Source organism: Myroides marinus, from assembly GCF_900109075.1.
Classification (GTDB): domain Bacteria; phylum Bacteroidota; class Bacteroidia; order Flavobacteriales; family Flavobacteriaceae; genus Flavobacterium; species Flavobacterium marinum_A.
The window spans coordinates 19813-40872 of sequence record NZ_FNYS01000013.1 but is presented as its reverse complement, the minus strand read 5'-3'; the positions used below and the strand labels follow the sequence as shown (position 1 = coordinate 40872).

General features: G+C 33.4%; 23 protein-coding genes. 16 read left to right on the top strand and 7 right to left on the bottom strand.

Going from position 1 to position 21060, the window contains the following annotated elements; genetic code table 11:
• Nucleotides 1-394: 394 nt before the first annotated feature.
• Nucleotides 395-1453 carry a 3-oxoacyl-ACP synthase III family protein gene (locus BMX53_RS12965; RefSeq protein ID WP_074746789.1) on the top strand — a complete coding sequence of 353 codons (1059 nt, stop codon included), beginning with the start codon at nucleotides 395-397 and terminating at the stop codon, nucleotides 1451-1453.
• 52 nt (nucleotides 1454-1505) lie between these two features.
• On the opposite strand, the gene BMX53_RS12960 is transcribed toward BMX53_RS12965, so the two are convergent.
• From BMX53_RS12960 to BMX53_RS19270, 6 genes are all read right to left on the bottom strand, one after another.
• Complete coding sequence (locus BMX53_RS12960) at nucleotides 1506-1697, bottom strand: cold-shock protein (protein ID WP_074746787.1); 192 nt, start codon at nucleotides 1695-1697, stop codon at nucleotides 1506-1508.
• A gap of 20 nt (nucleotides 1698-1717) precedes the next feature.
• Nucleotides 1718-2143, bottom strand: coding sequence for a cold-shock protein (locus tag BMX53_RS12955; RefSeq protein ID WP_074746785.1), 426 nt, complete (start codon nucleotides 2141-2143; stop codon nucleotides 1718-1720).
• Between the two features lie 30 nt (nucleotides 2144-2173).
• Nucleotides 2174-3286, bottom strand: a complete 1113-nt coding sequence (locus BMX53_RS12950; protein ID WP_074746861.1) for a DEAD/DEAH box helicase — start codon at nucleotides 3284-3286, stop codon at nucleotides 2174-2176.
• 583 nt (nucleotides 3287-3869) lie between these two features.
• A complete protein-coding gene (locus BMX53_RS19280) occupies nucleotides 3870-4277 on the bottom strand; it encodes an HNH endonuclease domain-containing protein (RefSeq protein ID WP_074746783.1) in 408 nt (135 codons plus the stop codon).
• Nucleotides 4249-4815, bottom strand: coding sequence for a hypothetical protein (locus BMX53_RS19275; RefSeq protein ID WP_074746781.1), 567 nt, complete (start codon nucleotides 4813-4815; stop codon nucleotides 4249-4251). The genes BMX53_RS19280 and BMX53_RS19275 overlap by 29 nt, the downstream gene beginning before the upstream one ends.
• 158 nt (nucleotides 4816-4973) lie before the next feature.
• The gene (locus BMX53_RS19270; protein WP_244154509.1) at nucleotides 4974-5288 is read right to left on the bottom strand and encodes a hypothetical protein; all 315 of its coding nucleotides are present in this window, start codon (nucleotides 5286-5288) and stop codon (nucleotides 4974-4976) included.
• A gap of 797 nt (nucleotides 5289-6085) precedes the next feature.
• Here BMX53_RS19270 and BMX53_RS12930 point away from each other — a divergent pair.
• The 4 genes from BMX53_RS12930 to BMX53_RS12915 are packed head-to-tail and all read left to right on the top strand — an operon-like array spanning nucleotide 6086 to nucleotide 8096.
• Nucleotides 6086-6853, top strand: coding sequence for a ParA family protein (locus BMX53_RS12930; protein ID WP_074746860.1), 768 nt, complete (start codon nucleotides 6086-6088; stop codon nucleotides 6851-6853).
• A gap of 11 nt (nucleotides 6854-6864) precedes the next feature.
• Nucleotides 6865-7296: a DUF3408 domain-containing protein gene (locus BMX53_RS12925; protein ID WP_074746776.1), complete on the top strand. Its 432-nt coding sequence runs from the start codon at nucleotides 6865-6867 to the stop codon at nucleotides 7294-7296.
• Nucleotides 7296-7583 carry a DUF3408 domain-containing protein gene (locus BMX53_RS12920; protein WP_074746773.1) on the top strand — a complete coding sequence of 96 codons (288 nt, stop codon included), beginning with the start codon at nucleotides 7296-7298 and terminating at the stop codon, nucleotides 7581-7583. The genes BMX53_RS12925 and BMX53_RS12920 overlap by 1 nt, the downstream gene beginning before the upstream one ends.
• Nucleotides 7584-7586: 3 nt before the next feature.
• A complete protein-coding gene (locus tag BMX53_RS12915; protein WP_074746771.1) occupies nucleotides 7587-8096 on the top strand; it encodes a hypothetical protein in 510 nt (169 codons plus the stop codon).
• Between the two features lie 84 nt (nucleotides 8097-8180).
• On the opposite strand, the gene BMX53_RS12910 is transcribed toward BMX53_RS12915, so the two are convergent.
• Entirely contained in the window at nucleotides 8181-8858 is a 678-nt protein-coding gene (locus tag BMX53_RS12910) for a DUF6904 family protein (protein WP_074746769.1), read from the bottom strand.
• A gap of 289 nt (nucleotides 8859-9147) precedes the next feature.
• Between BMX53_RS12910 and BMX53_RS12905 the strand changes: the two genes are divergently transcribed.
• From BMX53_RS12905 to BMX53_RS12855, 11 genes are all read left to right on the top strand, one after another.
• A complete protein-coding gene (locus tag BMX53_RS12905) occupies nucleotides 9148-9456 on the top strand; it encodes a DUF4134 domain-containing protein (protein WP_074746767.1) in 309 nt (102 codons plus the stop codon).
• An 11-nt stretch (nucleotides 9457-9467) separates the two neighbouring features.
• Nucleotides 9468-9812 (top strand): DUF4133 domain-containing protein, encoded by a 345-nt coding sequence (locus BMX53_RS12900; protein WP_074746765.1) that lies wholly within the window; start codon nucleotides 9468-9470, stop codon nucleotides 9810-9812.
• Nucleotides 9796-12300: a TraG family conjugative transposon ATPase gene (locus BMX53_RS12895; protein WP_074746763.1), complete on the top strand. Its 2505-nt coding sequence runs from the start codon at nucleotides 9796-9798 to the stop codon at nucleotides 12298-12300. The genes BMX53_RS12900 and BMX53_RS12895 overlap by 17 nt, the downstream gene beginning before the upstream one ends.
• Before the next feature lie 77 nt (nucleotides 12301-12377).
• Nucleotides 12378-13010: a DUF4141 domain-containing protein gene (locus BMX53_RS12890; protein ID WP_006266617.1), complete on the top strand. Its 633-nt coding sequence runs from the start codon at nucleotides 12378-12380 to the stop codon at nucleotides 13008-13010.
• Between the two features lie 2 nt (nucleotides 13011-13012).
• On the top strand, nucleotides 13013-14008 hold the full coding sequence (traJ, locus tag BMX53_RS12885; RefSeq protein WP_006266618.1) for a conjugative transposon protein TraJ: 996 nt from the start codon (nucleotides 13013-13015) through the stop codon (nucleotides 14006-14008).
• Nucleotides 14009-14015: 7 nt separating this feature from the next.
• The gene (traK, locus tag BMX53_RS12880) at nucleotides 14016-14639 is read left to right on the top strand and encodes a conjugative transposon protein TraK (protein WP_006266619.1); all 624 of its coding nucleotides are present in this window, start codon (nucleotides 14016-14018) and stop codon (nucleotides 14637-14639) included.
• Nucleotides 14640-14652: 13 nt separating this feature from the next.
• Nucleotides 14653-14937 (top strand): hypothetical protein, encoded by a 285-nt coding sequence (locus BMX53_RS19440; RefSeq protein ID WP_006266620.1) that lies wholly within the window; start codon nucleotides 14653-14655, stop codon nucleotides 14935-14937.
• Nucleotides 14915-16198: a conjugative transposon protein TraM gene (gene traM, locus BMX53_RS12870; protein ID WP_006266621.1), complete on the top strand. Its 1284-nt coding sequence runs from the start codon at nucleotides 14915-14917 to the stop codon at nucleotides 16196-16198. Before BMX53_RS19440 ends, traM begins: the two co-directional genes overlap by 23 nt.
• A 23-nt stretch (nucleotides 16199-16221) precedes the next feature.
• Nucleotides 16222-17100 carry a conjugative transposon protein TraN gene (traN, locus tag BMX53_RS12865; protein ID WP_006266622.1) on the top strand — a complete coding sequence of 293 codons (879 nt, stop codon included), beginning with the start codon at nucleotides 16222-16224 and terminating at the stop codon, nucleotides 17098-17100.
• 189 nt (nucleotides 17101-17289) lie between these two features.
• Entirely contained in the window at nucleotides 17290-19788 is a 2499-nt protein-coding gene (locus BMX53_RS12860) for a type I restriction-modification system subunit M (protein WP_006266623.1), read from the top strand.
• Complete coding sequence (locus tag BMX53_RS12855) at nucleotides 19782-21026, top strand: restriction endonuclease subunit S (RefSeq protein ID WP_167357250.1); 1245 nt, start codon at nucleotides 19782-19784, stop codon at nucleotides 21024-21026. Before BMX53_RS12860 ends, BMX53_RS12855 begins: the two co-directional genes overlap by 7 nt.
• Nucleotides 21027-21060: the final 34 nt, after the last annotated feature.

Genomic DNA, 21060 nt, shown 5'->3' with positions numbered 1-21060 from the left:
AATTAATCAATTTGCAGGCTTTTGTCTTGTTTTGAATCCTATATAAGGTAATAATTTTAATTATGTTGTGGAGAAAGTTTGAACTGACAAATAACTCCATTAGATACCCGTTTTTAGTTTATATAATATATTATTTATTATCTCATAAAGTGCAGCTTTTGATTTAAATTCTCTTTTTGGAAGTGCTAAATGAGGTACTATATTTAATTATATACTATTTTTGTGGAGTACTTGTTACACTAGGTTGTGTTTTGTTTGTTGAGCGACACAAATTTCTATAACCCTTATTTATTTTACAAAAGTCAAGACGACTTCAATAAGTTGTGCTTATAAATATTTTGATAAGTAATTGATTTTTTAGTAATTTTATTCTAATATTAAAAAATTAAATTTCATGACTAGTAAAATTATCGGCTCAGGTAATTGTATTCCATCATTAAAGATTACGAATTCTTACTTTAACAATCACAGTTTTTTAGATACAAATGGTTTAATTTTAAAAGATAATAATTATATCATTCAAAAAAAACTTCAACTAATTACTGGTATATCTGAAAGAAGATATGCAAACAATTCTCAAGTTTCTTCTGATTTAGGATTTATCGCAGCTCAAAAGGCTATCGAAGATGCTCAGATTGATCCTGAATCTTTAGATTACATCATTTTTGCTCATAATTTTGGCGATGTACATCATTTTAGTAATCAAATGGATAGTGTTCCTAGTTTAGCAGCAAGAGTTAAAAACAGATTGAAAATTAAAAATATTTTTTGCGTTGCTTACGATTTATTATTTGGTTGCCCAGGTTGGATTGAAGCATTTATTCAGGCTAATTCATTTATAAAATCAGGATTAGCAAAAAGATGTTTAGTAATTGGAGCAGAAACATTATCTCGTGTTGTTGACGAACATGATAGAGATACGATGATATATTCAGACGGTGCAGGAGCTATAGTTATAGAGGCTACGGATGAAAACAAAGGTATTCTTTCTCATATTTCAGCATCACATACGTTAGAAGAATTAGATTATTTATATTTTGGGACATCAAATAACAAAGACAAAGAATGCACAAATAAGTACTTGAAAATGAATGGTAGAAAAATTTATGAATTTGCTTTAACAAATGTGCCTTCTGCTATGAAAATGTGTCTTGATAAAGCAGATGTTGAAATCAAAGATTTAAAGAAAATAATCATTCACCAAGCGAATGAGAAGATGGATGAGGAAATTTTAAAGAGGTTTTATAAACTTTATGACTATCCAATTCCCGATCATATTATGCCAATGGTTATAAGTACATTAGGAAACAGTTCTGTAGCGACAGTACCAAGCTTACTATCTATGGTTTTACATGATGAATTAGAAAATCATAGCTTAGAAACAGGTGATGTTATACTTTTAGCATCAGTAGGAGCTGGAATGAATATAAATTCGATCTTGTATAAAATTTAAAAAAAAGGCATGTAAAAAAAATTACATGCCTTAGATATAAAAACTCTTTGGGTTATTTTTTTCTAACATTAACAGCCATAAGACCTTTTTGTCCGCGCTCAATGTCGAAAACTACGTCATCGTTCTCACGTACGTTTTCTATTAAACCTGAGTTGTGAACAAATACGTCATCATTACCATTTGTTTGAGAAATAAAACCAAATCCTTTAGTTTCATTGAAAAATTTTACTGTACCTTCTTGCATTCTTGTTATTATTTAATTTATTATTTTTTTAAATCAACTGCTTGGTAACCCTTCGCACTTAATTCTTTTTTATATGTTACTTTATTGTTTTTTTTAAAAGTTTGAGTAAGTTGACCTATATGAAAAAAAACACTTTCACCTGTTTCATCTTCTGTAATAAAACCAAAGCCTTTCTCGCTTATGTAATTTACAATTCCTGTGAAATCATCGTTATGACGTGTAGCAGATTCTTGCGCTTTCTTAGCTTTTTCTAAGTCAGCATCTCTATTCTGAAGATGAGGAGGAACAGCTGTAAAATGGCCATTCACGTCAACATAAACAATCATATCTTCAAAATTTTTGCCTTTATTGTTGTTCTCTTTACGATCGTCTCTTCTAAGCTGCTTATCTTTGAATCTTTTTAATTTTTTCTTGGTATTCTCTTTTTTAGTGAAAGATTCTGCCATAATTTATCTTATTTGATTATTAATTAAACTTTATTGTATGGCAACAGCCATTTTAAAGCCAATTAGTTTTTGTATACTTTGTAATTCTTTCTTTTCTTGGCGATCACAAAATGAAACCGCTGTGCCCTGATATCCAGCACGTCCTGTTCGCCCTATTCTGTGAACATATGTTTCAGGCACATCTGGTAATTCATAATTAATCACATGTGGTAATTCGTTAATATCAATACCTCTAGCAGCAATATCAGTCGCTATTAAAACTCGTATTTTAGAACTTTTAAAGTCATCTAATGCACGTTGTCTTGCATTTTGTGATTTATTACCATGTATTGCAGATGCTTGAATACCAGACAATAATAAGCTTTTAACTAATTTGTCAGCACCATGTTTAGTTCGTGCAAAAACTAATGAACGATTAAATTTCTTATCCTCAAGAATTTGAACAAGCAAATCGAATTTCTCATTCTTCTCTACAAAATAAACGGACTGCTTTACAGTTTCTGCTGTTGAAGATACTGGCGTTACGTTAATTTCTATGGGTTTTTTAAGAATTGACTGAGAAAACTTTCTTATTTCTTGTGGCATTGTTGCCGAGAAAAAAAGCGTTTGCTTTTTTACGGGTACTTTTGTTAGTATCTTTTTTACATCATTTACAAATCCCATATCTAACATACGATCAGCCTCATCAAGTACCATTATTTCAATATGTGCTAAATCAATGTAACCTTGAGAGATTAAATCCAATAAGCGTCCAGGTGTAGCAATCAGTATGTCAATACCTGCATTTAGTGCCTTTACTTGTTTACCTTGAGGAACACCTCCAAAAATAGCTAAGTGTTTGATATTTAAAAATTGTCCGTATGTTTTAAAGTTTTCACTTATCTGTACGGCTAATTCTCTAGTTGGTGTCAATACCAGCGAACGGATTCCTTTGCTTTTAATCTTTTGTTTATCGAGCAATTGTAATACTGGGATAGCAAATGAAGCTGTTTTACCTGTACCTGTTTGTGCACATCCTATAAGATCATGTCCGTTAAGTATATGTGGTATTGATTGATATTGTATTTCTGTAGCCTTTGTATATCCAGCTGTTAGAACAGCTTTCATAATTGAAGGTATAATATTTAATTGTTTGAAATCCATGATTATTTGTATCGGAAAACCGATGTTATTTACAATTTCCGTTCTGTACACAAGCGGCAAAGTAATTGTTGTTGTATAATAGAAAGTTTTAAATTGTAAACATGTGTAAAATTTAAAACATATCAAATGATAAGTCATCGTAATGATGTCTAATAATTTACAAATCCTAATTACGCACGCACTGTACTATGAATGAATATTCTAAATAACGTTTCAAAATGCATGTAAGAAATATTAGTTAGTACCTAAATAGGTCTGTAATGATTTTATTCTGATTTTTTCTTATTCTGAAATGTTATATCTAATTTGTGCTGGTTATTAATGCACATTAGATTTGCCGATGAAATCTCATTTTAAAAATAAAATGGCAAGTGAGGAAGGTCAAAACTGAGAGAGAAATTGTTAATTTAACTTTATCAGAAGAGGCGAATACTAAAAGCCTTAAATAAATTATACACAAAGATATTTATTTTTTTTAAACTTCCTATCTAATTTAATGTTTTTTTAAAAATATTTGATAATTAGTATGTGTCTTATAGTTATTTTTAAATTCCCTATTGCACAATTTTTATTAATTTAAATTTTACTGCAAGTTCCGATTCGTTATAATAAAATCTTGTTTCTCGTTTTGTTGTGAATTCCTTTTCTTCAAATTATCTTCTCGATAAACCACTGTTTTATTCGAAAAACTATCATCAAATAATCTGGATTGTGGAATGATATGCTCAACATCAATATCTTTTGAAAATAGTTTTTCTCTTAGAATATATTTGTTGTTATACAAATCTCGGTAACCATTGGCATTCAGTTTTTTATATGATTTATATCGAATAATGTCATTTCGAGTTGGATTGGCTAATCCAAATTCAGATTGAAGGATTTTATAAAACTTTTCATGCTCAATTTTAGAAGCATTGATATTGGTTGTCATTTCTGCTCTTTCTTTCGCATTCTTCTTTAGTTCACGAGTCAAATTCAGTTCTAATTTCATCAAACTTAAAACCCTTAGCTTTTCCTTCTTTTTTTAAAACGTTATTTTCTTTTTCAATAAGCGTATTCACTACATTCACCATTTGATTGAGAATTTTCTCAACCACAGGATTTCTTAAACTGTTCTTTTTAATTAAATCTAATTTGGGTTTTAAGATTCTGTTTTCCAATTCTTCTTTGGTTAAAGAATGTTTAGAATGACGATATCCCGCCAATTCGCAATCAGTACTGTAATTATTCTCTTTGACGTACGGATAAATTTTTCGAATAGCTTTGGCAGAAAGACTTTCATAATCATCTTGAAAAGTTACACTGCTTAAAATTTTAGCGTGTTCCGGTTTGAAATCAAATTTTTGACACAATTGTTTTTTCAACCCGATGTTATCATTTCCGTATATCACTTTTTCTTTATCGCTGTACTTATTTGTATGATCTTCTGCCGAATATAGCATATGCCAAAACTGATAAGAAGCTTGTTCTTCAAAATCTTTTCCTTCCAAGAAAGCATCAAATTCTAAGATTTCGGTATTAATTTCCAAACCTCAAAAACTCGTTGTACCATATCTTTTATTTCGGAAGCTGGTGTTTTCAACTTCGAAACATCAATATTGTCTTCGTCCGAAAGTTTCAATAAATCTTCATTATACCCTTCTGTTTAAGGAATACATTATAGAAAGTTTGATTGGTTTTGTTTCCTTCAATTTCCAAATAATTGATTTCCTAAATCTTTTGGTTTATAACCTAATATTTCGATAATGCGATCTGTTTTCAAATTATCTTTTAAGTTCAACTCTTCATAAACCGTATCTTTAGCATTTAAGTTTAATTTAAAAATTTCCTTTTCTTCTTCAAACAAAGTTGATTGTTCATTTGAACTTACCTTTCTTTTTCTGCTTCCCTTTTTACGAATCAAAATATTACTTAAAACTTGCCAGATTTTAAACTCTTGAAATAAGAGAGAAGATTTTGGAGCCACTCTTGGTCCGATTTCCGTTTCTTTGTTGAAATACAAACTTTTTCTTCTGTCTGAAATGGCTCCTAGATAACCGCTTGAACTGTTTAAATTGTTATTTATTTCTGTTAATATATAGGTAACTTCTTCAATTTTTAATTGTTTATTTAAAGCATCATTTCGCCATTGATATGATTGAATTTTCTTGAAAAAACCAACGACTTCGGAGTAGTTTTCTAGCCCTCTGCAAGAGCAAGTCGTTTTGAAAGCCCGAATCTCAATTTCGAGTGCCTCAAAACATAACTTGCTGTAATCTTTCGATTACTAAATACCCCAATTTTATAAAGTAAAATCTAAAGTGATTTCATACTAGTAAATCACCTACTATTTGACACTAAAGTGCCAAATATAACCTTAAAATTCCATTTAAAGTTTTCAATCTGTATATATACTTTCTTTGCTGTAAGATAGTAAAGTAAGTTTTGCAATTGTCTTTTAAATAGCGCTTTAAAGCTTTTTTATAATGATTTTTTAGTAAAAAATTAAAAGCGTAAAGTTTGAAAACGATAAAACAGTTTTTACAGCTTATACTTTTTAAAAGAACCTGTTTACAAGGTTGTAAAAAAACGAAGAAGCTAAAGTTTAAAGTAAACATTGTTTTTGTAAAGTAAGAAGCATCATTTTGAATTAGCTCAGTTAATTGATAAATATTGCTTATTTAAAACAAGGTTTAAAATACTACTGTAACAAAACAGTGAATCAAGTATTACTTAGTTAAAACAAAACGCTATGTTTTAAACGATCTAAAATTTACAACTATCCATAATGTAAAACGTAAACCATTAAAAATGTACAATATGGAAACAGTAAAACAACCTTTAAAAATTAGCTTTTATACACAAAAAGGTGGAGTAGGTAAATCTACTTTAACAACACTGTTAGCTAGTCAGCTTCATTATCGATTAGGCTATAATGTTCTTGTTATGGATTGTGATTTTCCTCAGAACAGTTTGGTTAATATGAGAGAGCGTGACAAGGATAGTATCATGCAAAATGAATATTACAAACAAGCTGCTATTAAGCAGTTTCAAAGATTAAAAAGAAAAGCATACTCGATTATCAAATGCAAGGTTGAAGAAGCCTTAGAAGTTGCTGAGACTACTATGCAAGAATTAGATCAAACTTTTGATGTAGTTTTTTTTGATTTACCAGGAACAGCTAACACTAAAGGAGTACTGTCAACTTTAAATCAGATGGACTATATCTTTAGTCCAATTATCGCAGATCGATTAGTAGTGGAAAGCACTTTAGGTTTTACCAAAGCTTTTGCGGAATTACCAAAAAGTAAAGAGAACTCCATTAAACAAGAGTTATGGCTTTTTTGGAACCAAGTGGACGCAAGAGAAAAGACGGAGCTATATAATAGCTATGAAGCAGTCATTAAACAATTAGACCTTCCTATTATGAAGGCGAGGATAAAAGACAGCAAGCGCTTTAGAAAAGAAACAGAAACTACGGGCAAGTATGTGTTTCGATCAAGTTTGCTGCCTGCCGACACTAACCTTATGAAAACAACTAATCTATCAGCATTTATAGAGGAGTTCTTAACTATTACTAATCTTTAAACTCTCAACCAATGAAAGAGCAAAACATTTCCAAACAAGAATCTCAGAAAGAGTTACTTGATGAAGACTATCTAATGAATATCATGAGTGGTGATATAGAGGTCAAGTCTGCAAAGCAAGTTAAACCTATCATAGAGGAAAAAGAAGAACCAGTACCCCCAAAACAAGTACCACAGGCAAAAGAGAAGAAACTAAAGAAAGAAGTAGCAATTACTAAATACCAAGAGCTTTTTTTGATTAATGACTTTCCATCAACAAGAGCAGGGAAGGTGGTTTATATAAGACCAGAGTACCACGAAGTACTACTTCGTATTACTCAACTGGCTAAAGAAGAAAAAACAACGCTTTATTCGTATTTAGACAATATTTTAAAACAACATCTACAAAATTACAGCCAAGAGATTACTCAATATTTTAATGAAAAATTTAAACCTATTTTATAATGAGAAAATTTAAACACTTTAGGAAAACAGCTCAAGTACAAACAACTAAGAGCAAAGAAAATTATGTCGAAACTTTTTTAAAAGAAACATCAACCAGAGCCAGAGATGGAAAAACGGTATACATCCGACCAGAGTTTCATGAAAAGCTCACTCGTATTATTCAGGTCATAGGAGAGGATAAGGTTTCTATTTATGCTTATTTAGATAATCTACTTGAGTATCACTTTGAGGAGTTTTCACAGACGATTGTAGAAAAGTTTAACCAGAAGTATAAACCTATCTTTTAATCCATGGAAATTGTAATAATAATCAGTCTTGTTATTATTATAGTTCTTCTGTTATTAAGTAGAAACAAACCAATTCAACAAGAGGTTCAACCCAAAACAGAAGAGCTACCCTTTAAACAAGATGTCCCTATAAGTATCATAGGAGAAAGTAAACCAGTCATACTAAAGCAATCACTATCTCTAACTAAAGAAGATGAAATTGATTTAGAAGAGGAAGAAAAGGAGCTAAGTGAGAGTTTACAACCTGTAGATCATGAATTTACTCAAAGGGTTAGTACTGATGAGCTTAATAGTTTTGTTAGGTCTATTGAACAAGAGTTAATCAATGAGACTATAGTAAAGACAGCTAAAAAGATTGAAGGATCTGATCTACTTGAATTACTTCAACAGGCGATTCCAAATTCAGCTAAGACAATAGCTAAATTATTAGATCAATCATTAAACGAAAAATCACCAAAAAAAGAAGAAGAAGTAATAGGTAGTGAGGATTTTAATATCAATGATTTTATATAACAAAGACAGTGTTTAGTTTTAAAAATTAAACACTGTCTTTGTTTATTACAAATTCTTATGTAGACTTAAAAGACATTTATTTCTCTACCATTTCACACTATCATAATCAAATGTATCATCGTCTAATTCCAGGTTAGGAGCTATGGTATTTAATTTTTTCGCGTCTTTTTCTAATTCAGTTTTGTATGCTAAATATTCAGATGTTCCAAAACAAGCTTTCTTTAATAGTTCAGGTAATTGTCTAAAGGCTTTTTTACCTCCATTTAATAAGAAATAATCAAGGTTAATCCTTCTCATATAGATATACAAGCAATCATTAGAAGCGTCAATACCACCTGTTATGTAATGAGACAAGTTAACTGCTCCGTTAGGATCATAACTATACATCGCTTTTTCTAACCAATATTCTAATTGCAATAGATTTGCTAATTGAAGTTTATTGATGTTAAAGTAACGTGCGTTATATCGAACAGCATGCAGAAAGAACAGTCCATCTACCCAAGATATTCGACATCCAAAATAAGGTGTATCATTAAAATGGAAATGAGTGCCTGTACGCTCTAATCTATTGCCTTGAAAAGTTTTGCGTATATCATATAACATACTGGCTATTATTGTTTCCCGTGATTTAAAACCAGGCTGATCTAAGAAATCTTCATTATTCCATAATCCATCAAAGGAATTATATAAAGAAGATAAATCTTCATAAGATCCCCACAATTCAAAACCAATACCGTTTTTGGTTGCTAATAGATAAAACATATTACACCGTTAGTTTAAAAATAAATACCCCACTTGTTGCTTGTTCTCTTACAATGACTACATCAATCCTTATACCTGTTGCTAAAAAAACGGAATTATTCTTTTTGTAATTAAAACAAAGTAAGTGATAAACAAACCTACAAAAAAAGATTGACCTGTAATTATAGGACTACCTAAAAGCCAAACATAACCCCAAACTTCCACAATCAAACCCTCAAGCAGTTTTCAAAAGACATTTACCAAAGTATCATGTAAAGGGCATGATTATAACGTACTAAATGTCATTTTTATGAAAACAAAAACAATCAAAAAAAGGCTTTTTTTACTACTTATTGTACTAAGTAGTTTGCCACTCTTAGCTCAAGGAAACGGAGCTGCAGGAATTACAGAAGCTACCCAAATGGTTACTTCTTATTTTGATCCAGCCACCAAGCTTATCTATGCTATTGGAGCAGTAGTTGGTCTTATTGGAGGAGTAAAGGTTTACAACAAATTCTCCAGTGGTGATCCCGATACAAGTAAGACAGCTGCAAGCTGGTTTGGAGCTTGTATCTTCTTAATTGTAGCAGCTACAATTCTAAGATCATTTTTCCTTTAAAAGATACGCTTATGAAAAAGTATAGTATCAACAAAGGTATTGGAGCGAGCGTAGAGTTTAAAGGACTCAAAGCGCAGTACCTGTTTTATTTTGCTGGTGGACTCTTAGGAACGCTAATTCTTGTTATGGTCATGTATATGGCAGGGGTAAACAACTTAGTTTGTTTAGCCCTTGGCCTTAGTACATCTGGCTATCTTGTTTACAAAGTATTTTCATTAAACAAGAAATACGGTCAGTATGGACTTATGAAGCTTCAGACAAGGAAGTACTTTCCAAAGTATATCATCTCAAGAAAGGATGTCAAAGGGTATTTCAATACAAACTTAAAACTAACAGGCTATGAGAAATACAGCTAAGACAAATACCTTAGAAAGGATGTTTCCGATTTTGGCGGTTGAGAATAACTGCATTGTCTCAAAGCAAGGGGATATTACGGTTTGTTATAAAGTCATTTTGCCTGAGATATTTACCATCTCAGACAAAGAGTATGAAACTATTCACAGTGTGTGGCATAAGGCGATTAAAACCCTTCCTGAGTTTACTGTGATTCACAAGCAAGATTGGTTTGTAAAACAGAGTTATGAGGCTGATTTTAAAGACGAACAGCAAAGCTATTTAAGTAGAAGTTTTGAAAGACATTTTAACGAGCGTCCCTATCTGAATCACAGTTGTTATCTCTTTATCACAAAAACTACCAAAGAACGAATCAAAAGTCAGAGCAACTTCTCATCCCTTACAAGAGGAGAACTCATCCCAAAAGAAATTAGAGATAAAGATACCGTTCAAAGCTTTTTAGAGGCTACAACCCAACTTGAAAAGATTGTCAATGATAGTGGGCTAATAAGCTTAATTAAACTATCTGAAGAGGATATCATTGGTTCACAAGAGAGAAGCGGACTATTAGAGAAGTACTTAACGCTAAGCTCAACTCAAAGAGGAAGCCTTCAAGATATAGCTATTAGTTCGGATGAGGTTAGAGTAGGAGATAATAGAATTTCAATGCATACTCTTTCAAGTACAGATGATTTACCTACTGAGGTGTCGTATTTATCACGTTATGAAAAACTATCAACGGATAAAAGCAGTATGGCTTTATCGTTTGCATCTCCTGTTGGACTCTTGCTTAATTGTAATCACATTTATAATCAGTATTTGTTTATAGAGGATAGTGATTACAATCTAAAACAGTTTGAAAAGTCAGCTAAGAATATGCATTCGCTTGCCAGATACAGCCGTGCTAATCAAATAAACAAACAGTGGATTGAAGAGTATTTAAATGAGGCTCATAGTAAAGGTCTTACTTCTATAAAAGCTCATTTTAATGTAATGGCATGGTCTGATAATCATAGTGAGCTTAAACAGCTTAAAAACGACACAGGAAGTGCTATTGCTTCTATGGAGTGCGTACCAAGACACAATACAGTGGATGCTGCGACGCTTTACTGGGCTGGTATGCCAGGGAATAGCGCAGACTTCCCAAGTGAAGAGAGCTTTTATACCTTCATAGAGCCTGCACTGTGTTTTTTATCGGGGGAGACCAACTATCAAAACTCGCTATCTCCCTTTGGTATTAAAATGGCGGATCGCTTAACTGGAAAACCAATTCACTTAGATATCTCAGACTTGCCGATGAAAAAGGGAATTATCACTAATCGCAACAAGTTTATCTTGGGACCTTCGGGAAGTGGTAAGAGCTTTTTTACCAATCATATGGTACGGCAATACTATGAGCAGAATGCGCATGTCTTGCTTGTTGATACAGGGAACTCTTACCAAGGCTTATGTGAACTAATTAATGGAAAAACAAAAGGGGAGGATGGAGTGTACTTTACCTACACGGAGGAGAACCCAATTGCTTTTAATCCTTTTTACACTGACGATGGGGTATTTGATATTGAAAAAAGAGAGAGTATTAAGACTCTTATCTTAACGCTTTGGAAGCGTGATGACCAGCCGCCCTCACGAGCTGAGGAAGTAGCGCTTTCAAACGCAGTAAGTGGATACATTCAAAAACTTCAAAATAGCAATATAAAACCAAGCTTCAATACTTTCTATGAGTATATCAAAACTGATTACAAAGCTGAGTTAGAAAACAAACAAGTTAGAGAAAAAGACTTTGATCTGGCGAACTTTTTAAATGTGCTTGAACCCTACTATAAAGGAGGTGAATACGACTATTTATTAAACTCCGAAAGCGAGCTTGATTTACTTAACAAACGCTTTATCGTCTTTGAAATTGATAGCATCAAGGATCACAAAATTCTGTTTCCCATTGTGACAATTATCATCATGGAAGTGTTTATAAATAAGATGCGACGTCTTAAAGGACAACGTAAACTAATCTTAATAGAAGAAGCTTGGAAGGCTATAGCCAAAGAGGGGATGGCAGATTATTTACGCTACCTTTTTAAAACCGTTAGAAAGTTCTTTGGTGAGGCAATTGTGGTGACTCAAGAGGTGGATGATATTATCCAATCTCCAATTGTAAAGGAGAGTATCATCAATAATTCAGATTGTAAGATACTTCTTGATCAGCGCAAATACATGAACAAGTTTGATGATATACAAGCTATGCTTGGACTTACTGACAAAGAAAAAGCTCAAATCCTCTCTATCAACTTAAACAACAATCCAAACCGTCTTTACAAAGAAGTATGGATTGGTTTAGGAGGTACTCACTCTGGTGTGTATGCTACAGAAGTGAGCTACTCAGAGTATTTAGCTTATACCACAGAGGAGACTGAAAAAATGCAGGTCATGAACCTAGCCAAAGAACTCGATGGTAATGTAGAGATGTCTATAAAACGCCTTGTACAAGAAAAACAACAAGAGTATAACCAGTAATACTTTATCCCAATTTCTTTAAAGGGAAAACAGAGTAGATAATTAATAGAATAAACAATCAATTAAAACATATCACGATGAAAAAACTATTACAGGTAGTAATGGTAGCTATGCTACTTATTCTACCAATACAGATAAATGCTCAGTGGGTAGTTACCGATCCCACTAATTTGGCATCTGGCATATTAAACAGTGCTAATGAAATTATACAGACTTCTTCAACAGTTAGTAATGTCATTAAAAATTTTAAAGAAGTAGAGAAGGTCTATAAACAAGGGAAGGAGTACTATGATAAGCTCCAAGCAGTAAATAATCTTGTCAAGGACGCAAGAAAGGTTCAACAAACGGTACTCTTAGTAGGAGACGTTTCAGAGCTATATGTCAAGAACTTTGGCAAGATGCTTAATGATCCTAATTTCTCTGCTCAAGAACTTGTAGCTATTGCTAATGGATATTCAGTGTTACTTCAAGAAAGCACAGAACTAGTCAAGGAACTCAAGCAGATTGTAAGCGCCTCGAGTCTTTCTTTAAATGATAAAGAGCGTATGGATATTATAGATAGAGTTTACAAAGAAGTAAAAAACTATCACAACCTTGTTAGTTACTATACCAGAAAGAACATTGGCATCAGCATCTTAAGATCGAAGAAGAAAAATAATACTCAAAGAGTACTTGATCTATATGGAACCTCGAATCAAAAATACTGGTAGTTATGGGAGATAGTAATTTACATGAGGTACTTCAGAACCTCTATTATGATATGATGCCACTTACAAGTCAGATGGTATCTGTGGCTAAAAGCTTAGCAGGTCTTGGTGCTCTTTTTTACATTGGTATAAAAGTATGGCAAGCCTTAGCAAGAGCTGAGCCAATTGATGTGTACCCGATGCTCAGACCCTTTGCTTTGGGCATGTGTATTATGTTTTTTCCAACCCTTGTTCTTGGAACATTAAACACGGTCTTAAGCCCTGTGGTTAAAGGTACACATCAGATTTTAGAACGTCAAGTGATTGATATGACTTCTTTACAAAAGCAAAAAGATATTTTAGAAAAAGAAGCGATGCTAAGAAATCCTGAGACAGCTTATTTAGTTTCTGATGAAGAATTTGATAAAAAGCTTGATGAGCTTGGGTGGTCTCCATCTGATTTAGCTGCTATGACAGGAATGTATTTAGAGAAATGGCAATATGAGTTTCAAAAAAACCTAAGGGATGGTTTTAGAGAGATATTAGAAATGCTCTTTCAAGCATCAGCTCTTGTTATTGACACGATTCGGACTTTCTTTTTGGTAGTGCTGTCCATACTTGGTCCAATTGCCTTTGCTATTTCAATATGGAGTGGTTTTGAATCTATGCTTCTGCAATGGCTCACACGGTATATCAGTGTGTATCTCTGGCTTCCCGTAGCCGATTTATTTAGTGCAATGCTAGCTAGAATTCAATCTCTAATTATCGAAAGAGATATGCAGATGCTTTCAGATCCAAGTTTTGTCCCTGATACCTCTAATACTGCGCATGTTATTTTTATGATCATCGGCATTGTAGGATATTTTACTATTCCAACAGTTACGGGTTGGGTAATTCAAGCAGGTGGAGCAGGAAACTTTATGCGCAACATGAATAAGACTGTATCTACTACTGGTAATATGGCTACAGCAGGAGCAGGGGCAACAGTAGGTAATATTTCAGGACAACTAATTAAAAAATAAAGGTATTATGGAATTTAAATCACTTCGAAATATAGAAAATAGTTTTAAACAGATTCGGCTTTATGCTATTGTATTTGCATCGGTTTGTCTTTTAGTAGTTGGATTTACTATCTACAAAAGCTATGACTTTGCTAAAGAGCAACGAGAGAAGATTTATGTGCTTGACAAAGGTAAATCACTTATGCTTGCCCTATCTCAAGACGCAAGTATAAACAGACCAGTAGAGGCAAGAGAACACGTAAGGCGTTTTCATGAGCTATTCTTTACCCTCTCACCTGAGAAGGCAGCAATAGAAGGTAATATGCAAAGAGCGTTTAACCTTGCTGATAAAAGTGCTTTTGATTACTACAAAGATCTTCTTGAAAAAGGATATTACAGTCGGGTAATTTCGGGAAATATTCAACAGCGAGTTGAGGTAGATAGTATTAAAATAGACTTTAATAATTATCCCTATAAAGCGATGACCTATGCTACCCAGTATATCATACGATCAAGTAATCTCACCAAGAGGAATCTTGTAACAAGTAGTCAGCTTATATCTGCGGTTAGGTCTGATAATAACCCGCAAGGATTTATTATAGAAAAGTTTACCGTTGTTGAGAACAAAGACTTAGAAGTTATTAAACGCTAAAAAAAACATGACTATGAATAAGTTACAACTTTTAAGATATAGCTATTCCAGTAGGCTACAGACCTATTGGAATAACCTCTCAGTAAAAATACAACAAGTTTTATTACTTACTGTATTTACATTCTATAGCCTTGTTTGCTTTTTTATTGTAAAGACAAGCTTTAGTTCTAAACTAACATCAGATAGTCAAGAGAAACAAAACAATATCAGACCTGTTAAGTATTTGCTTGAAAAGCAAAAGGTAAAATCAAAATCAACTATTAAAATCAAGAGTTATGAATCACAATCAAACAGATAAAACCCATCAGATAGAGAAAGTGCCTAAAGAAAATAAGGTATTTCAAGGTATAATTGAAAAACACAAAAAACACATTGTCTTTGCTTTAATGGGCATTGTGTTTTTAGGGGCTATGTATCTTTTGTTTAAACCAGAAGATAAGGAGCTTATCACACATAATGACTCAGTTCCCGAAGCAATAACACAGGGGATGCCCACAGATAAGGTCAAAGCTTATGAAAAAGAGCTATGGGAGCAGAAACAACAAGAAAATGAAAACCAGATGCAGTCCTTAGCGGATTATTGGAATGAGTCTCAAGAAGAGTCTAATAGCACTTATAATCACCAAGATTACAACGAGGAGCCTACTTACACGCCTTATGAGAGATCTTATCAGAACTATAAGCAAAACCAAGAGGTGCTGAGTAGTTTTTATGATAATACAGAAAATCCTGAAACTGATAAGCTTAAAAAGCAAATAGAAGAGTTAGAGAAACAATTAGAAGAAAAAGATACTCCAACGCCTATTACAATGGATGGTCAATTAGAGCTTATGGAAAAGTCTTTTCAGATGGCAGCTAAGTATTTGCCAGGTGGTCAAAATCAAACTGAATTACCATCTTCAAATGAAACTACGAATGTGAAAACAATTTCAAGTAAAAAACAGGCTATAACAGTGGTTGATAAAACCAGTAAAGATATTGTCTCTTCACTTGTAAAACCGATGAGTTTACAGGATTTCTTACCTATCAATATTCAATCAAATCAAACCTTTTATACTGCTGAAGGAGAACGTAAAACACAAACTCATAAAAACAGTATAAGAGTCAGTATCAAAGAAGATCAGGTTATTATAAACGAAGGTTACATCAAACTAAGACTCTTAGAGAGCATTGTTATAAACGGAGCTCTATTATCTGAAACAAGTACGCTGATTGCTAAAGTCAAAGTAAACAGTGGACGATTAGAGCTAAGTGTAAACTCTATTAAAATCGACGATATCATCATTGATACAGAGCTTATTGGTTATGATAACTATGGGCAAAAAGGACTTGAGGTACTAGACCTTCAAGAGATAAGCGCTTCAAAAGAAATCATCGCCAATATGGGACAAACAGCTGGCACGAGTATATCGATGAGTAAATCAGCTTCTGACCAAATAGCAGGAGATCTAACCAAAGGACTCATTCAAGGCGTATCAGGATACTTTTCAAAGAAGGTAAAAGCTCAGAGAGTAACGCTAAAACAAGGGCAAGAGCTATTTCTTGTTCCAAAAGAATAATAATCAAGTAAAAAAAAATCATTATGAAAACAATTATTAAATATATGCTACTGTGTTTGCTAACTGTAAATACAGTAAACGCTCAAGAGAATAATAAATCTATCAATCTATCTAATGCTGAGGTAACACCATATAAGATAGAGCTTACCCAAAACAAAACAACTCACATACTTTTTCCAAGTAGTATTGAATATGTAGACTTAGGAAGCAACGAAATTATAGCCAATAAAGTAGAAGCTACCTCTAATGTACTTCGATTAAAAACTGTAAAAGAAGCTATCTCTTCAACAAACTTTACAGTTATTACAAACGATGGTAAATACTATAGTTTCAATGCTAGCTACAATGAAGAGCCCATGTTACTTAGTTATGATTTAACCAAGTTTGAAAAACAGAATAGTAAACAGCAAAGTGAAGTTCTATTCAAAGATTTAGGTAAGACAGCTCCAAGTTTAGCTTATCTTTTGATGAAAGCAATTATCAAAAAGAATAAAAAGGAGCTAAACATTAAAAGCAAAACATACGGGGTAGAAGCAAGGTTAAAGAGTATTTATACTCAAGATGGTAAACTTTACTTTCACATCTCAATTACTAACAAAAGCAATCTACCCTATGAAGTTGAGTATATTAGTTTTAAAATCAAAGATAGAAGAACCTCAAAGCGAACTACAATTCAAGAAGTAAGTTTAAAACCGATTAGGATTTATAGTGATTTTCAAACGATTAGTAGTCATAGTAAACAAGATAATGTTTTTATGTTAGATCAATTTACTTTGTCTGATAAACAGGTACTTTTGATTGAGATTAAGGAGAAGAGTGGGGTGAGGAATCAGCTTTTGAAAGCAAAGAGTTCGGATATTTTAAAATCAAAGCAAATAAAGAATTTAAGTATTAAACATTAGAGTTAAAAGGCAGTTAATTGATTTTCAATTAGCTGCCTTTTTTTAATGAGGGGTATATTTAGAATTAACTAACCATTAACTGTACTAAATGCTTTACATCAAGTATTAATTCAGAATGATGATTAACTAAATATAGCCTTTCACAGTCTTTTTACATTGGCTATATTTACGCCAAATTGAATAATTACAATGGCAATTAAAAAATCCGAATTATATAGCTCACTTTGGGCATCTTGTGACGAATTACGTGGTGGAATGGATGCATCGCAATACAAAGATTATGTATTGACGATGTTGTTTGTGAAGTACATTTCAGATAAATACAAAAACGATCCCTTTGGTGCTATAACTGTTCCAGCAGGTGCTTCGTTTGATGATATGGTAGCTTTGATTGGTAAAACAGAGATTGGCGACAAAATCAACAAAGAGATTTTGAATCCTATAAAAGAAGCTAACAAACTAAACGAGTTTCCTGATTTTAATGATGAGAGCAAGCTAGGAAAAGGAAAAGACTTAGTAGACACCGTTTCTAACTTAGTTCGTATTTTCAACGATTCAAGTTTAGATTTTTCGGGTAATACGGCCGAGGGTGATGATATTTTGGGGGACGCCTACGAATATCTGATGCGCCATTTTGCAACAGAATCGGGTAAATCGAAAGGACAATTTTACACACCGGCCGAGGTATCGCGTGTGTTGGCAAAGGTAATTGGTATCAATCCCAATAATGCAACTAACCAAACGTCAGCTTACGATCCAACCTGTGGGTCGGGATCGTTGCTTTTGAAAGTAGCTAACGAATCGGGTAAAGATATCTCGTTATACGGACAAGAAAAAGAAACAACAACCGCCAACTTGGCACGTATGAATATGATTTTGCACAATAGTCCAACAGCGATAATTGTAGCAGATAATACGTTGTCGCGTCCAGCCTATAAAGAAACAGATGGCAATTTGAAACGTTTTGATTATGTGGTTGCCAATCCTCCGTTTTCACTAAAAAGTTGGAGCAATGGCGTGAGTATTGACAGCGATGAATACAATCGATTTATTTTGGGTGTACCGCCGGAGAAAAATGGTGATTACGCCTTTCTACTACATATTATTACTTCCCTAAAAACAACGGGTAAAGCGGCTGTGGTATTGCCACATGGTGTTTTGTTTCGCGGAAATGCCGAAGGAGAAATTCGTAAAAACATTCTAAAGAAGGGCTATATCAAAGGAATCATTGGATTGCCTGCCAACTTATTTTACGGTACGGGTATTCCAGCTTGTATTGTTGTGTTGGATAAAGAACATGCTGCACATCGCAAAGGTATATTTATGGTAGATGCCAGCAAAGGCTTTGTGAAAGATGGAAATAAAAACCGTTTGCGCGAGCAAGATATTCGCAAGATAACGGATGTATTTACTGCTGAATTAGAAATTCCGAAATATAGCCGTATGGTATCTATTACTGAGATTGCTGATGCCAAAAATGATTACAACCTAAATATTCCACGTTATATTGATACGCAAGAAGCAGAAGATATACAAAATATAGAAGCCCATCTAAAAGGGGGAATTCCAGAAGCTGATGTACTTGCATTGAGCAGCTATTGGCAAGTATTTCCAACCTTGAAAAACGATTTGTTTCAGCAACTTAGAACAGATTTTTTGGAGCTTAAAGTACCTGCTAGTGAATTGAAAACTACGATTCTGAATCATCCTGAATTTAAAGCTTTTGATAGCCAAGTAAAAAACACGTTTAACACTTGGTTAGCCACGCAAATGCGCCAATGGCAAAGTTTGGAGCAAGGAGTACAACCCAAACAGGTGATTGATGAGGCGAGCCAAAGTTTATTGGCTGCGTTTGCGGATAATGCATTGTTGGATACCTACGATATTTACCAGCATTTGATGAGCTATTGGAGTGATACTATGCAAGATGATGTGTATTCGTTGGCAATAGATGGCTGGAAGGCTGGAAATGAATACCAACGCTTGGTCATAAAAGGTAAAAAAGGCAAAGATGGCAAAAGTAAAGGCGATAAAGAAATAACAGGATTAGCAGGAATTGAAGGACGTATGATCACGCCTAATTTGTTGATTTCGGTATATTTTACAGCTATGCAATTGGCTATTCAGGAACAAGAAGCGATAGTAGAAACAGCGCAAGCTCGAATGACCGAAATAGAAGAAGAACAAAGCAGTGAAGAAGGCTTATTTACTGATTTAGAAAAGGTGAATGCCACGGAAATTGGTAAACTATTGAAACAATTAAAACCTGTTAAGAAAGTAAAAGTTCCTGTAGAAGAAACGTATGGTATGGTGGCTGAATCTGCGGCATCTTATGGGGTACAAAATAATTTTGAAATTTTAGAAGAATATTTACTTCAAGATATTACCATTAAAGGTGCCAATGCCAAGATTAAAAAATTAAACGCGGATTTAGAAAAAGCGGTACTAGCCAAATATCCAGCATTGAGCGAATCCGAAATCAAAGACTTGGTTTTGGTACATAAATGGCAAGCCCATTTAGAAAATGCGCTACAACAAGAGCAAGAACGCATTAGTCAAAACCTTACCCAGCGTATCAAAGAACTAGCAGAACGCTATGAAACTACTTTATCAAGCTTAGAAACTGCTGCAAATGACGCTGCCTCGAAAGTAAAGTCTCACCTGGAAAAAATGGGATGGACATGGTAAAACAAGGTTATAAACAAACAGAAATTGGCGTGATTCCTGAGGATTGGGAGATGTTCACAATACGAGATTTAATAACTCTTCTAACTGACTATGATGCTAATGGAAGTTTTTCTTCTGTTGCTGAAAATGTTAAATCATATAATTATCCTGAATATGCTTGGTATGTTAGATCAACAGATTTAGAAAATAATACTGATTTATCTAATGTGAAGTATGTTGATAAAGCTTCATATTCTTTTTTAAAGAAAACATCTTTGTTTGGTGGAGAATTATTATTTCTTAAAAGAGGAGATATTGGAAATGTTTATCTTTTTGAAATGAAAACAAAGAGAGCAACGTTGGCACCTAACTTATATCTTTTAAAACTAAATGATATATCTTCTTCTAAATATTTATACCAATATTTTATTAGTGAAACGGGACAAAAGCAATTAAAAAGAAAAAATGCTGGTTCAACATTGGGCGCTTTATATAAAGATGATGTAAAGTCAATTTTAATACCACTTCCTCCGCTTGCTGAGCAACAAGCAATAGCAACAGCTTTGTCTGATGCCGATGCGTGGATAGAAAGTTTGGAACAACTTATCGCCAAAAAACGCTTAATTAAACAAGGTGCTATGCAAGAATTACTTACTCCCAAGGAAGATTGGGAAGTGAAAAAGTTGGGGGAGGTTTTATCCCATAGACCCGATTATGGTATAAATGCACCTGCTGTCGAATTTAGTAGCAGCCTTCCAACATATATAAGAATTACAGATATTGGTAGAGATGGAACATTTATGAACGGAAATAAAGTATCTGTAGACAGCCTGTTATCAGAAATGTATGTATTGCAGGATGGAGATATATGCGTAGCTAGGACAGGTGCAAGTGTAGGGAAATCTTATTTTCACTCATTTTTAGACGGTCAATATGTCTTTGCAGGCTTCTTGATCAGATTAAGAGTTGATTCAAAAGTACTTTATTCAAGATTTTTATTCTATCTAACCAAAAGTAAGAATTATGATAATTTTATTATCTCTAATTCTATGAGAAGTGGTCAGCCAGGTATAAATAGTAATGAATTAGAAGCGTTTATAATTCCATTCCCACCCCTTCTTGAGCAAACCCGCATTGCTACAATCTTATCGGATATGGATACCGAGTTAGAAGCCTTAGACAATCAATTAGCCAAAGCCCGTCAAATTAAACAAGGGATGATGCAAGAGTTGTTGACAGGGAGAGTGCGGTTGGTGTAAGAGTAAAATATAAGACTCATAGTTTAACCAGCTG